Genomic DNA, 14,121 nt, shown 5'->3' with positions numbered 1-14,121 from the left:
TCACCCCCGCCCGGCACGTCCGGGCTTTCGGCGTTGGACTGGATCTTACGAAAATGACGGGAACGACACGATCGAGCGGCGGCCTGGATGACCGGCGCAAGCGGCTTCTGTTCCGCTGCTGGCACCGCGGCACGCGCGAGATGGACCTGATCCTCGGCCGCTTTGCGGACGCCGAGATCGGCAATCTGTCCGAGGGCGAGCTGTCCGAGCTCGAGCGCCTGCTCGAGGTCAACGATCCCGACCTCTATGCCGCCATCACCGGCGACAAGGTGCTGTCCGCCGATGTAGCCGGCTCGTTGTTTGCCCGCATCAAGGCGTTTCCAATCGCGGATGGCAACGCATGAAACAGGCGTTGAAATCGCCAGCCGAGTTGCTGGCGCCCGGCCGCGTGCTGACGCTTGCCAATGTCGCCGAAGGCGCCGAGGGGCTCGTTGTCTCCGATCTTGCCCGCGCGATCGCCGCGCGGCCGAAGAAGCCCGCCGTCAGCCTCACGGTGATCTGCCGCGATGGTCCGCGCATGCAGCAGCTCGAGCGCGCGCTGCAATTCTTCGCGCCGGATCTGCCGGTGCTCCAGTTCCCGGCCTGGGACTGCCAGCCCTATGACCGCGTTTCGCCGCATGGTGGCATCCTGGCCCAGCGTCTGACCACGCTCGCGCGCCTTGCCTCGCTCACCGGCAGCGACAAGCCGCTGATCGTGTTGACCACCGTCAACGCCGTCGTGCAGCGCGTGCCCGCGCGCGACCTGGTCGCGGCCCAGGCGCTCTCGCTCGCGCCCGGAAACGTCGTGCCGATGGACACCATCGTCGCCTGGCTCGAGCACAACGGCTACAACCGCTCTTCGACCGTGCGCGAGCCAGGCGAATATGCCGTGCGCGGCGGCATCCTCGATCTGTTCCCGGCCGGGCTCGACCAGCCCGTCCGCTTCGATTTCTTCGGCGACAGCCTGGAATCGATCCGCACGTTCGACGCGGAGACGCAGCGCACGCTCTTGGACATGCGTTCGCTCGACCTGGTGCCGATCTCGGAATTCCAGCTCGTCACCGAGACCATCCGCCGCTTCCGCATGGGCTATGTCGCCGAGTTCGGCGCCCCGGAGCGGGACGATGCGCTCTATGAGGCCGTCAGCGAGGGCCGTCGCCATCCCGGCATGGAGCACTGGCTGCCGCTGTTCCAGGAGCGGATGGACACGCTGTTCGACTATCTGCAAGGCGCGGCGGTCGCGATCGAGCCGCAAGCCGAGGACGCGATTCGCGAACGCTTCAAGCAGATCCTCGATTACTACGAGGCGCGCCGCGATGCGCTGGAGCATCCAACCGGTGGTGCCGTCTACAAGCCGCTGCCGCCGGATCGGCTGTATCTGACCGAAGAGGAGTGGGCGAAGCGGGAAGGCGCCGTCCCGATGGTGCGGCTGACGCAGTTCGCGGTGCCCGCCGATGGCACCAGCGTCGTCGATGCCGGCGCGCGCAAGGGCCGCGACTTTGCGCCCGAGCGCAACGATGCCACGGTCAACGTCTTCGAAGCGGTGGTCGCGCATGTGATGGCCTTGCAAGCCCAACGCAAGAAAGTCGTCGTCGCGCTCTGGACCGAAGGCTCGCGCGACCGCATGACCTCGATGCTGCGGGACCACAAGCTGACGCATACGACCAGCGTCAATAGCTGGCGCACCGTTCAGGCGACGCCGCGCAACGAGACCATGCTTGCGGTGCTGGGCCTGGAGAGCGGCTTCGAGACCGACGAGATCGCGCTCATCAGCGAGCAGGACATCCTCGGCGACCGCCTGGTGCGGCCGCGCAAGGCGAGCCGCAAGCTCGACAATTTCATCTCGGAGGTGACGAGCCTTGCGGCCGGCGACATCGTCGTCCACGTCGATCACGGCATCGGCCGCTTCGTTGGCTTGCAGACGCTGGAGGTCGGTGGCGCGCCGCATGACTGTCTTGAGCTGCATTATGCCGCCGAGACAAAGCTGTTCCTGCCGGTCGAGAACATCGAGCTGCTTTCGCGCTACGGCTCCGACCAGACGACGGTCGAGCTCGACCGCCTCGGCGGAAGCGGCTGGCAGACCCGCAAGGCCAAGCTGAAGAACCGCATCCGCGAGATCGCAGGGGAATTGATCAAGATCGCTGCGGAACGCCAGCTCCACGAGGCGCCAAAGCTGCCGGTGCAGCCCGGCCTCTACGACGAATTCTGCGCGCGCTTCCCCTATGACGAGACCGAGGACCAGCTCGGGGCCATCGAGTCCACGCTGAAGGATCTCGAAAAAGGCCGTCCGATGGACCGCCTGATCTGCGGCGACGTCGGCTTCGGCAAGACCGAGGTGGCGCTACGCGCCGCCTTTGCCGTCGCGCTCGAAGGCAAGCAGGTTGCCGTGGTGGTGCCGACCACGCTGCTCGCCCGCCAGCACCACAAGACCTTCACCGAACGCTTCCGCGGCTTCCCCGTGGAGGTGTCGCAGGCCTCGCGCCTGATCCCGACCAAGCAGCTCAACCAGGTCAAAAAGGGCATTACCGACGGCTCGGTCGACATCGTGGTCGGCACCCACGCGCTGCTCGGCAAGGCGATCAAGTTCCGCGACCTTGGCCTCCTGATCGTCGACGAGGAGCAGCACTTTGGCGTCAGCCACAAGGAGCGCCTGAAAGCACTCCGCTCCGAGGTGCACGTGCTGACGCTGTCGGCGACGCCGATCCCGCGCACGCTCCAGCTCGCGCTCACCGGCGTGCGCGAGCTCTCGATCATCGCCTCGCCGCCGGTCGACCGCCTCGCGGTCCGCACCTTCGTCGCCCCGCATGATCCCCTGATGATCCGCGAGGCGCTGCTGCGCGAGCGCTATCGCGGCGGTCAGGCGTTTTATGTGGTGCCCCGCATCGACGATCTCGCCGAGGTCAAGGACTTCCTGGACAAGAACGTGCCGGAGATGAAGGTCGCGGTCGCGCACGGGCAGATGCCGCCCGCCGTGATCGAGGACATCATGACGGCGTTCTACGACGGCAGGTTCGACATCCTGCTCTCGACCACGATCGTCGAGTCCGGCCTCGACATTCCCAACGCCAACACGCTGATCGTGCATCGCGCCGACATGTTCGGTCTTGCCCAGCTCTATCAGCTTCGCGGCCGCGTCGGCCGGTCGAAGCTGCGCGCCTATGCGCTGTTCACGCTGCCGGCACAGCAGAAGATCACCGCGCAGGCCGAGCGCCGGCTTACCGTGCTGCAATCGCTGGAGACGCTCGGCGCAGGCTTCCAGCTCGCCTCGCATGATCTCGACATCCGCGGCGCCGGCAATCTGCTCGGCGAGGAGCAGTCGGGCCACATCAAGGAGGTCGGCTTCGAGCTCTATCAATCGATGCTGGAGGAGGCGATCGTCAACCTCAAGGCCGGCGTCTCCGAGCCCGCGGCCGACCGCTGGTCGCCGTCGATCACGATCGGCATGCCCGTGCTCATTCCGGAAGACTACGTCGGCGACCTCTCGGTGCGGCTGTCGCTCTACCGGCGGCTTGCCGATCTCGACACCGAGGAGGAGATCGAGAACTTTGCCGCCGAGATGCGCGACCGTTTTGGCGTGTTGCCCGACGAGGTGCGCTATCTCTTCAAGATCGCGGCGATCAAGGCCTATTGCCGGCGCGCCAATGTCGAGAAGGTCGATGCCGGCCCGAAGGGCGCGGTCATCGTCTTCCGCGACAACTCCTTTGCCTATCCCGACCGCCTGGTGTCGTTCATCCGCAGCCACGGCGAGGCTGCGAAGGTGCGACCCGATATGAAGGTGGTATTCTTCCAGGACTGGGAGACTCCGGAGGAGCGTCTCGTCGGCACCACGGAAATCATGCGTCAGCTCGCGCAGCTCGCCGCGAGCAAGAAGGCGGCGTAGCTGTTGATGTGATGTTGTAGGGTGGGAAAGGCGCGTAGCGCCGTGCCCGCGATCTCACGATGAGTGCGACAGAAGAGGTGGGCACGCTTCCGCCTTCGCTCTTCGAGCTACGGCGGACAAGTCGCTTTGCCCACCCTACGGCATCGAGAGAATGGTTACGACGCCGCGCGGGACGGGTCCGCGCAGAGCCGTGCGAGCAGGGATCTCGCGTTATCTGACGGTGATAGCGAATCCACGCTGACCACGGGCTCGCTGCGCGGCTCGCGCTTGCCGTTGGAGGTATGGCGCATCACGGCGGAGAGGCGGCGGGCGATCATGTGGGCGGTACGGAAATCGGTCTCCGCAAACACCACGATAACAGAGCCATCCTTCTGCGCGACGCCAAAATCCATCTGCCGCATCAACCGGCTCAGGATCCGAGCGGCATCCAACTGCGCGCGTGGATTGCGGGCATCGAAAGCAAAGCGCGCCACCGACAGACCGCCGCCGCGGGCCAGCGTCTGCTCGACCGCTTTGGAGAAATCGCGGGCAAAGGCTTCCGGCGTTAGCAGGCCGCTGCGCGGATCGAGCCAGCCGCCGGCGTCGATCGAGCGCAGCGTACGGCTGAACTGTGCCTCCATCGCGTGCTGACGGATCAGCGGCAATGCGTTGGCTGCGATCTGTACGGGCTCGCCGGGGATGAGCTCGAGGTTCGGCAGGTCGTAAGTCTGGGTGAGCTGATGCGCAGTGACGATCACGGGCATGTTGCGGAAGCGGGTGTCTTCCGCAAGCACCGTGAGGAAGGCATCCGCGACACGCGCAGTAAAGCCTTCGGCGAGCACGACCCCGTCGATGTCGCGGGTGTTGAGATGCTTTGCTGCGGCTTCGATGCTGAGAGCTCCGATCACGCCCATGCGCTCGCCGAGCGCGACCGACAGCGCCGGATAGGCGGAGCCGCGGCCGATCAGCAGGACGGTGGCATCGCGCGCAGGGTCGGAGTCGGGCAGCGAGACCTTTGCCTCGGGCAGGCGGCGCAACACGGTCGCGTGCAGCGTCCGGACGCGCATCGCGGCGCGCAGCCGCGCAATGAGGCGGTCGGAATTGTTGCCGCGCAGCGTGAACGGCAGTGCGTTATGCGGCAGGGAGGCCTGGGGATCGACGATGATCAGTGGCAGATAGAGCGTCTGGCCCGCGATCGCCTTTGCGACCGTGGCAAGGTGCGGCTCATGTCCGCCGGCAAGCGCCGCGACGACAGCGGCGGGCTGGACCTCTTCGACTGCGCGTGCAGCGCTCGCCCAATCGCTGTCGATGACGGGAAAAAGCCGGGCCTCGTCGAGCGCCGAAATGAAGGCCGGCCGTTGGGCATTGGAGACAAAGACGATCGGGCCCGCCTGGGACATCTCAAGCTCTGATTACGCACGCGAATGCCGCGCAATCTAGTTCGGCCGCCTTAATGCCCGGTCAACGGAAGCGATGAAAGGCGCTTCAACTGGGCCCGGTGCGGTCGCGAAACGCCTCAACCATCAGGGGGTTAAGCCCGAGTTCGCTGAGTGCTTCGCGGGCCCTTGCATTGTCCTGGGCGCGCCCGGCCAGACGGTGCCCGGAGAGCCGGTCGGGCAGTGCCGTGAGCAGGGCGCCCTGGCCGAGCCGGCGTGCCCATTCCTGCAAGTCGTTGGACAGGAACCGGTAGCCGCCGACGGCCATGATACCGGAGGGGGGCGCTGTGATGCAGATCGCGCCGCTCGGACGATCGAGCCGCGCGGCGTAGCCGGTGTCGACATAGTCGCGCGGCGGCTGCGCGATTAGCGTCTCGCCCACCGGTTGCGGCGGGGCATAGGCCGCGATCGGCACCATCGGCCCGCGCAGGCCAAGCGTGCACTTCGGCGTCAGCAGGATCTCGCCGGCGACCGAGGAGCCGGACTGCTCCCGCGGCGCGCCATGCGGCCCCGGCATCACCGCCACGGGCATGCCGTCCTCGCCGCGCCGGGCCCCGAACAGGCCGGCCTCGCCGAACAAATAGACGTCCGTCAGTGGCGCATGCGGCGCGATCCAGGCATCGCTAGCCGCGACCTGCTCCGGTGCGCGCCACAGGCCGACGACGTTGCGCAAACTCGGCATTCGCGCCGCGAGATCGGCCTCGCCGAGCCGGAAGGCGAGCGGGGCGGGTGCGATCAGCACCTCGCAGCCCTGCTCGTTGACTTGCTGCTCCAGCACCTCGCTGTCGAAGGGATGATGCAGCGCCAGCGTTCCGCCCGACAGCAGCCAGATCGCAAGCGAGGAGGCGAGGCCGGCAAACGACATCGGCGTGAACGCCGACATGATGGTCGCGCCCTGCGGAATGTCGGCTTCGAGCGACATCGCGAGCCCGCCCGCGATGATGCTGAAATGCGGTCGCGGCACCGGACGAAAGCCTTCCGCAGTGACGTCGAAGGAGATCATCGCCGCCTTGCGGCCGTCCTGGATGACGCTGCGCGTCGTGCCGGGCGCGCGCGAAAGAACGTCGTCGAGCGAGGCCATGCCTTCGGGCAGGTCGGTGCCGAAACCGCAGACATGACGGATGGAGAAGGCTTCCGCCGCGGCATGCATGGCGAGATCGGCGTAGATGACGCCGTCGACCTTGCTCATGGTGACGATCGCACGCGCCGCGGTGCGGTTCAGCGCCGCGGTCAGCTCCGCGTGCCGCCACAAGAGCGGCAGCACGGCGACGACGAGGCCGGCGCGCTGGGCCGCGAGCACCGTGAGCACGAACTCGACGGTGCTCGGCAGCTGCACGGCGATGACGGAGTTGGCGGACAGGCCGGACTCGACGAAATGGGCCGACAGCGCCTCGATCGCCCGATCGGCTTCGGCATAGGTCAAGCGCCTGGGCAGATGCCCGGTGATGCGAATCTTGTTGAGGGGATCGAACAGCGCAGGCCCATGCGGCTGACGGGCCAGCGTCCGTTGGAACAGCGTGTCGAGCGTCGGCGATACGGCTGGCTGGTTCACGGCATCACGTCGCTTGCTAGTGGCCTTGTTGCTTGCTCGGGGCGTCCGCCTTCTGCCACCAGGTCTCCGGCAGATAACCGGACAGCGCGGTAGCCGATGGCCGTTCTATCCGATTCCAGCGCGCGATCCATTGCTCCGATACGTTAAACAGGGGGATCGTGTAGAAGCCGGCGATCAGGGCGCGGTCGAGCGCCCGGACGGCGGTGACGAAATCGGCGTGATCACGGGCCTCCAGCAGGGCTGCGATCATCGCGTCGACCGCCGGGTCCTTCGCGCCCATGTAGTTGCGGGTGCCAGGATTGTCGGCGGCGGCGCTGCCCCAGTAGAACGACTGTTCGTTGCCCGGCGAGAGTGACTGGTCCCAGCGGTTCTGGATCATGTCGAACTCGTAGCCGAGCCGGCGCTGGTCGAACTGCACCGGATCGACCGCACGCACGGTTGGCTCGATGCCGGCGCGCTTGAGGTCACGAGCAAAGGCGAGCGCAATGCGCTCCTGGTCGCGCGTCGTCACCAGGATCTCGAAGGTGAAGGGGGCTTTCGTTGCGCGGTTACGCAGCACCGTGCCGTCGAGATCGTAGCCCGCCTCCGACAACAGCTTCAGCGCCGCGCGCAGCGTCGCGCGGTCACGCCCGGAGCCATCGGTCACCGGCAGGCGATAGCTGCCGTCCATGACGTCTGGCCGGATCTGCGCCGCGAATGGTTTCAGAAGTTCCTGTTCGCGCGCGTCGGCGGGGCGGCCATAGGCCGACAGATCCGAGCCCGCGAAGTAGCCGGCCACGCGCGAATAGAGCCCGAAGAAGTAGCTGCGGTTGACCAGCTCGAAGTCGAACAGCAGCGTCAGCGCCTGGCGCACGCGGATATCTGCAAACATCGGGCGGCGGGTGTTGAACACCAGGAATTCCGAGGGCTGCGGCACACCCGGCTTGATGGTGTCGCGGATCACTTCGCCGCTTCTGACGGCGGGAAAGTCGTAAGCGTCGTGCCAGCGCAGCGGTTCGGTCTCGACGCGAAAGTCATAGAGGCCGCGCTTGAAGGCTTCGAACTGGCCATTAGCCTCGCGATAATAATCGAGCCTGATCTCGTCGAAATTGTAGAGGCCGCGATTGACCGGTAGGTCGCGGCCCCAATAATCGGGGTTGCGGGTCAGCGTCACGCTGGTGCCGGGCTTCACGGCCGTGACGCGATAGGGGCCCGAGCCGACTGGACCGGACATCGTCGTCTCCTCGAAGGTCGCAACATCCACGGCGTGCCTGGGCAGGATCGGCATCAGCCCGAGGATCAGCGGCAGTTCCCGGTCATTGGCCCCGGCAAGATCGAAGCGGACGGTGAGGGGATCCAGCGCCTCCGCCTTGGCGACCTTGGCGTAATATTGCCGGTGGTTGGGCCGGCCATGGTCGCGCAGGAGTTGCCAGGAGAACAGCACGTCGTCGGCCGCGACCTGTGTTCCGTCTGAGAACCGCGCGCGCGGATCGAGGTGGAATGTCACATAAGTCCGGTCGTTGTCGGTTTCGACCGTCTTGGCGAGCAAGCCGTACAACGTGAAGGCCTCGTCATTGCCGCGCGCCAGCAGGCTTTCGACGACGTAGCTGCGGACCTGCTGGACCGCGATGCCCCGGACGATGAAAGGATTGAGGCTGTCGAAGGTGCCAAGCGCCGACCAGATCAGCCGGCCGCCCTTGGGCGCATCGGGGTTGGCGTAGGGCATATGCGTGAAATCGGGCGGTAGCGCCGGCTTGCCATGCATGGCAATGGCGTAGCTTTCGGCCGCTTTTGCCGGAACGGACGTCAAGCCCGCAAACGCAAAAGTAAGCGCCACGCAGGCCGCGGCGGCTAAGCGCGCGCTCTCAGACATGAACAACGGCGCGCAGCATGATTCGGGGACCGGTCACGCCCAAACCCTAGCATAGGCCTTCGTCTTAAGCCTCTCTGCCCACTTCAAACATGCTTGTCGGCATTGATCTTTTCGTCCGCCACGTTAAGAAGGCGGGCAATCGCGCAGGAGCGCCGAACTTGTCACGTTTCCGCCTCTATTGATGGGGAGACAGCCGCGCAAGGCGGCTCGGTATCGGTGCTTAGGAGCGGTTCGGGCACTTCCCGTTCAGAAAGGGTTTTCCGCAATGAATTTCCGTATTTTGGCCGCGTCGGTCCGGCCGCGCGGGCGCCTTCTCGCCCTGTTGACGGCCTCGGCACTGGCAGTTCCGTTCGCCGCCCAGGCTCAGACCGCAACGCCTGCTCCGGCGGCGCCGAAGGCTGCTCCGAAAGCAGCGCCGAAGGCAGCTCCCAAGGCGCCTGCGCCCGCCGCACCGGCACCGCAGGCCCAGGGCCAGGCACCCGCCGCCGGCGCTCCGCCGGCCGGCGCGCCGCCTGCCGACCAGCAACAGCAGCAGGTCCAGCTGATCTACGCGCCCTGGACCAAGTTCTGCCTGAAAGGCCAGGACGCCAACGCCAAGCAGGTCTGCTTCACCGGCAAGGACGGCCGCATCGAGTCCGGCCAGCCCGTGATCGCCGCGGTGATCATCGAGCCGGAAGGCGAGCCGAAGAAGATCCTTCGCGTCACGCTGCCGCTCGGCATGCAGCTCGTGCACGGCACCCGCATCATCGTCGACAACAATCCGCCGCTGCAGAGCCCGTACGTGATCTGCTTCGCCAACGGCTGCATGTCTGACTATGAAGCGACGCCCGACCTCATCAGCAACCTGAAGAAGGGCCAGAACCTGGTGGTTCAGGCGATCAACGCCAATGGCGCGCCGCTGACGCTCCCGCTGCCGCTGGCCGGCGAGTTCGCCAAGGCCTATGACGGTCCGCCGACCGATCCGAAGGTGTTCGAAGAGAACCAGAAGAAGCTCCAGGAAGAGCTTCAGAAGAAGGCCGACGAGCAACGCAAGAAGCTCGAGCAGAGCGGTCAGGCGACGCCGGCACCTTCGGCCCAGAAGTAATCGGGCCGACGCAAGAACACGAAAAAGGCGCTCGATCGAGCGCCTTTTTTATTGGCTTGGTTGGCCGAATTCGTAAGGGATCAGTTGAGCGACGGATTGCGCGGGCGATAACCGCCCGACTTGTCCTTCACGAAGATCTCGGCGACCTGCGAATGCCGGATCGGCTCGCCGGAATCGTCGGGCAACAGGTTCTGCTCGGAAACGTAGGCGACGTATTCGGACTCCGCGTTTTCCGCGAGCAGATGGTAGAACGGCTGATCCTTGTGAGGCCGGACCTCCTCGGGGATCGACAGCCACCATTCCTCGGTGTTGTTGAATTCCGGATCGATGTCGAAGATCACGCCCCGGAACGAGAAGATCCGGTGGCGCACGACCTGTCCGATCTGGAATTTGGCGGTCCGGGCTTTAATCATGCTTCGTCGATAGACCAGGATTGTGGCCGATGCTAGTGCCCTTGCCTGGAATTAACCCGCGGAGGGCGGGCGGATAGCCTCGATTACCTTAGAAATCACTTCATAAATGGTCGATATCCTCAATCTAGCTCTACCTTATTTCGGTCTGATCTTCGTCGGTTTCGCCTGTGGCAAGGCCAAGTCCCTGCCGGAATCGGGCCTCGCCTGGATGAACTTCTTCCTGCTCTACGTGTCGTTGCCGGCGCTGCTTTTTGCAATCATGTCGAAGACGCCGTTCTCCGAGCTGAACAACCCGCCGTTTCTGGTTGCGACCACGCTGTCGACGGTTGCAGCGTTCAGCATCGCGCTGGTGGTCGGGAAGGTTCTCGGCCGCTTATCGCTGCGTGAGGCGACGCTTGCGGGGCTCTCCGGCGGCTACGGCAATATCGGCTATATGGGCCCGGGGCTTGCGCTCGCGGTGCTCGGACCGAAGGCTGCGGCGCCCACCGCGCTCATCTTCTGCTGCGACAGCATCTTCCTGTTCACGATCGTACCGCTCCTGATCGAGCTCTCCGACCGCGATCATCCCTCGATCCTGCACGCCTTCGGCGTCGTGCTGAAGCAGATCCTGCTCAACCCGCTGATCATGTCGGCCTGCTTTGGCGCGGCCGTCGCGGCACTCCATATCGAGCTGCCGGTCGCGCTCGATCGCACCATCACCTTCCTGCAAAATGCCGCCGCGCCGACCGCGCTGTTCGTGCTCGGCGTCACCGTGGCGCTGCGGCCCTTCGATCGCGTGCCCTGGGAGGTGCCGGGTGTGATCGCGGTTAAGCTGCTGATCCATCCTCTCGCATCATTCACGCTGATGCTGGCGTTCGGCCCGTTCGCGCAGCCATGGGCCGCGACTGCGGTGCTGATGGCCTCGCTGCCGCCGGCGCTGAACGTGTTCGTCATCGCGCGCCAGAATGACGCCTGGATCGAGTCCGCCTCGGTTGCGGTGCTGCTCGGGACGTTTGCGTCGGTGGTCACGCTGACCAGCGTGATGTGGTTTATCCAGACCGGACGGCTGGCGTTTCCGTGAACCACGGCTGGTGCCGCCAAACTACCGGCGCCAAATTACCGTCGCCAAGTTACCGTCGCCACGTCGGTGCGAGCCCCTCTCGCATCGCGAGGCGCCGCAACGGGCCGATGGCGCCGAGCAGGTGCATGCCGACAGCGCGGACCGGCTGCAGCGGCAGGAAATCGTTCAGCAGTGAACGGTTCGCCATATCGATCATGAAGGTACGGCTCAAGATGTCCGGACGGCGCGCCCAGTCGTAGCGCTTGAGCACCTCATCCGCACCGGGATCGCGGCCGGCCGCGATCGCCTCTCCAGCGAGCCTGGCGATATCGGCGGCATCCCGCAGGCCCAGATTGAGGCCCTGCGCGCCAATCGGGGGAACCACATGGGCGGCTTCGCCGACGAGGGCGATGCGGTCGCAGGCGAAGGATTTCGGCCGCTCGATCGCCAGCGGAAACAGGTTGCGGCCCGGTTCCACGCGCATCTGGCCAAAGATGAAATGCGATTGCTTCTCGATCGCCGCCGAGAGCTCTTCGTCGCTCAGGGCCCTGAGCCGCTCGGCTTCCGCAGGCGAGGCGACCCAGACGATGCTGCAACGATCGCCCGGCAGCGGTACGAACACGCAGGGGCCGTGCGGGGTATGGAACTCGGTCGAGACGCCCCGATGCGGCCGGGAATGGCTGACGTTGAAGGTCAGCGCCGTCTGCCTGAGATCGCGCCGCGTCACGTCGATGCCGGCGGCCTCGCGGCACAGCGAATGCCGGCCGTCGGCGCCGACCACGAGGTGCGCCGTCAGATACTGCCCCGCGGCGGTGTGGATCGCGACATCCTCGGCCTCGGTGAGGACGCTGTCGGCCTCGTCATCGAAGCGAACGAGATTGGCCAGCTCGGTGGCACGCGCCTCCAGCGCCAGCATCAGCGAGCGGTTGTCGATGTTGTAGCCGAACGCGTCGAGCCCGATCTCATGGCAGGAGAACCGCACCTCCGGCGCGCGGATCAGGCGGCCGGTATCGTCGACGAGCCGCATCGCCTCGAGCGGCGCGGCCTTGTCGCTGCAGCGCGACCAGACCCCGAGCCCGTCCAGGAATTCAACGGAGCCGCCGAGCAGCGCCGTGGTGCGGTTGTCGGAATAGGGCGCGCGCCGCGCCACCAGCGCCGTGCGTGCGCCGGTCTCCGCCAGCGCGATGGCCGCGGCGACGCCCGCCGGTCCACCGCCGATCACGGCCACGTCAAAAGGTGCTGCTAGATCTGTCATGACCGGACATTTGACATGCCCGGCGGCAAATTCAAGCCGCTTGTTTCGCGCGAATTTGTCGCGAATTGCGCGGCCGGATGTCGCCGCGGCTTATGTGCAAATCGTTCTCATTCTGATAGCACTGCGCCAGCCATGGACACCCCGCAGGATTCTCTCAACCCCACGCCGGCCGCCCGCGCCGCGGCCTTCTCCGTGCATATCTTCACGGCGTTCGGCGGCGCTGTGGCGCTGCTGGCGATGCTCGAGGCCGTGCGCGAGCATTGGGCGGCGATGTTTCAATGGCTCGGCGTCGCCCTCATCATCGACGCGATCGACGGGCCCATCGCGCGCAGGCTGAACGTCAAGGACGTGCAGCCGAACTGGTCGGGCGACGTGCTCGACCTCGTGGTCGATTTCGTCACCTACGTGTTCGTGCCGGCCTATGCGATTGTGGCGAGCGGCCTGTTGCTGCCGGTCGCGGCGCCGTTGCTCGGCGTCGCCATCATCGTCACCAGCGCGCTGTATTTCGCCGACCTGCGCATGAAGGCCGAGGACAATCACTTCCGCGGCTTTCCGGCACTGTGGAACGCTGCGGCATTCTATCTGTTCCTGCTGCACTGGTCGCCGCTATGGTCGACGCTGCTGGTTGCAGCGCTGGTCGTCCTGACCTTCGTTCCCTTCCACGTGCTGCATCCGGTACGCGTGGTGCGGCTGCGCTGGCTCACCATGTCGCTGATCGTGATCTGGGCCGCGCTCGGTCTCTACGCGCTGGAGATGGATTTCCAGGTCGGTGCCGCCACGAAGGTCGCGCTGTGCGCGATCGCGCTCTGGATTGTCGGCAGCGACGCCGTGATCAGGATGGCAAGATCCTTCGCATGATGCATCTCATCACCAGCCCGGAAGCCTGGGCCGCGCTTCTCACCCTGACTTCGCTCGAGATCGTGCTCGGCATCGACAACGTCATCTTCCTGTCGGTGATCGTCTCGCGCATCCCCGACAAGCAGGCGCACCGCGCCCGCCAGATCGGGCTCGCGCTGGCCCTGGTGTTCCGCATTATTCTGCTCAGCGTCCTGGTCTGGCTGATCGGCCTGACCCAACCGGTGTTCTTGCTCAAGGGGTACGATTTCTCCTGGCGCGACCTCATCCTGATCGGCGGCGGCCTGTTCCTGATCGCGAAAGCGACCCACGAGATCCATGCCGAGGTCGATGCGGATGACGAGGAGGGCGAGGACAATTCCGGCCGCCGCGCCTTCTTCTGGGTGATCGCCCAGATCGTCGTCATCGACATCGTGTTCTCGCTGGATTCCATCATTACTGCGATCGGCATGGCGCAGGACCTGGAGATCATGATCGCCGCCGTCGTGATCGCCTGCCTCGTGATGTACATTTCGTCCGGACCGGTTGCGCGGTTCGTTGCCGAGCATCCCACCACCAAGATGCTGGCGCTGGCATTTTTGGTGCTGATCGGCGTCGCGCTGGTGGCGGACGGATTCAAGTTTCACATTCCGCGCGGCTACATCTACTTCGCCATTGCGTTCTCGGCGGCGGTCGAATTCTTCAACGTGCTGGCCAAGCGCAATCGCAAGAAGGCCAGCAAATAGGCGGGTTTGTCCGGTCCGCTTCTTGCGTCGAGTTGACAACGCAGGCGTGATGGCTTTCGCTTGCACCAACAA

The 14,121-nt window shown here is 65.6% G+C and carries 11 protein-coding genes; 6 read left to right on the top strand and 5 right to left on the bottom strand.

Translation table 11 applies throughout. The features are described from left to right. The first annotated feature begins 53 nt into the window (after positions 1–53). Positions 54–344, top strand: a complete 291-nt coding sequence (locus Q2941_RS11970) for an FAD assembly factor SdhE (RefSeq protein ID WP_027523417.1) — start codon at positions 54–56, stop codon at positions 342–344. Further along, positions 341–3,859 (top strand): transcription-repair coupling factor, encoded by a 3,519-nt coding sequence (gene mfd, locus Q2941_RS11965; RefSeq protein WP_254112466.1) that lies wholly within the window; start codon positions 341–343, stop codon positions 3,857–3,859. The genes Q2941_RS11970 and mfd overlap by 4 nt, the downstream gene beginning before the upstream one ends. 155 nt (positions 3,860–4,014) lie before the next feature. On the opposite strand, the gene Q2941_RS11960 is transcribed toward mfd, so the two are convergent. The 3 genes from Q2941_RS11960 to Q2941_RS11950 all read right to left on the bottom strand — a co-directional run bounded on the left by Q2941_RS11960 (position 4,015) and on the right by Q2941_RS11950 (position 8,678). Beyond that, on the bottom strand, positions 4,015–5,238 hold the full coding sequence (locus Q2941_RS11960) for a GGDEF domain-containing protein (RefSeq protein WP_458192587.1): 1,224 nt from the start codon (positions 5,236–5,238) through the stop codon (positions 4,015–4,017). Between the two features lie 85 nt (positions 5,239–5,323). Then, the gene (locus Q2941_RS11955) at positions 5,324–6,826 is read right to left on the bottom strand and encodes an AMP-binding protein (protein WP_458192586.1); all 1,503 of its coding nucleotides are present in this window, start codon (positions 6,824–6,826) and stop codon (positions 5,324–5,326) included. A gap of 16 nt (positions 6,827–6,842) precedes the next feature. Further along, positions 6,843–8,678, bottom strand: coding sequence for an extracellular solute-binding protein (locus Q2941_RS11950; RefSeq protein ID WP_035662575.1), 1,836 nt, complete (start codon positions 8,676–8,678; stop codon positions 6,843–6,845). Between the two features lie 265 nt (positions 8,679–8,943). Here Q2941_RS11950 and Q2941_RS11945 point away from each other — a divergent pair, with 265 nt between their 5' ends. Continuing rightward, the gene (locus Q2941_RS11945; RefSeq protein ID WP_027523412.1) at positions 8,944–9,762 is read left to right on the top strand and encodes an invasion associated locus B family protein; all 819 of its coding nucleotides are present in this window, start codon (positions 8,944–8,946) and stop codon (positions 9,760–9,762) included. 80 nt (positions 9,763–9,842) lie between these two features. On the opposite strand, the gene hspQ is transcribed toward Q2941_RS11945, so the two are convergent. Further along, positions 9,843–10,175 carry a heat shock protein HspQ gene (gene hspQ, locus Q2941_RS11940; protein ID WP_027523411.1) on the bottom strand — a complete coding sequence of 111 codons (333 nt, stop codon included), beginning with the start codon at positions 10,173–10,175 and terminating at the stop codon, positions 9,843–9,845. 106 nt (positions 10,176–10,281) lie between these two features. Here hspQ and Q2941_RS11935 point away from each other — a divergent pair, with 106 nt between their 5' ends. Then, entirely contained in the window at positions 10,282–11,235 is a 954-nt protein-coding gene (locus Q2941_RS11935; protein ID WP_027523410.1) for an AEC family transporter, read from the top strand. A 49-nt stretch (positions 11,236–11,284) separates the two neighbouring features. Here the strand turns inward: Q2941_RS11935 and Q2941_RS11930 are convergent, their stop codons facing one another. Continuing rightward, positions 11,285–12,469 carry a UbiH/UbiF family hydroxylase gene (locus tag Q2941_RS11930; protein WP_027523409.1) on the bottom strand — a complete coding sequence of 395 codons (1,185 nt, stop codon included), beginning with the start codon at positions 12,467–12,469 and terminating at the stop codon, positions 11,285–11,287. Positions 12,470–12,601: 132 nt separating this feature from the next. Between Q2941_RS11930 and pcsA the strand changes: the two genes are divergently transcribed. Then, positions 12,602–13,327, top strand: a complete 726-nt coding sequence (pcsA, locus tag Q2941_RS11925; RefSeq protein WP_027523408.1) for a phosphatidylcholine synthase — start codon at positions 12,602–12,604, stop codon at positions 13,325–13,327. Continuing rightward, the gene (locus Q2941_RS11920) at positions 13,324–14,049 is read left to right on the top strand and encodes a TerC family protein (RefSeq protein ID WP_458192585.1); all 726 of its coding nucleotides are present in this window, start codon (positions 13,324–13,326) and stop codon (positions 14,047–14,049) included. Before pcsA ends, Q2941_RS11920 begins: the two co-directional genes overlap by 4 nt. Positions 14,050–14,121 lie beyond the last annotated feature (72 nt).

Source organism: Bradyrhizobium sp. UFLA05-153, from assembly GCF_054185185.1.
Note: the sequence above shows the minus strand (reverse complement) of the source record. Positions and strands in the feature narration are given on the sequence as shown.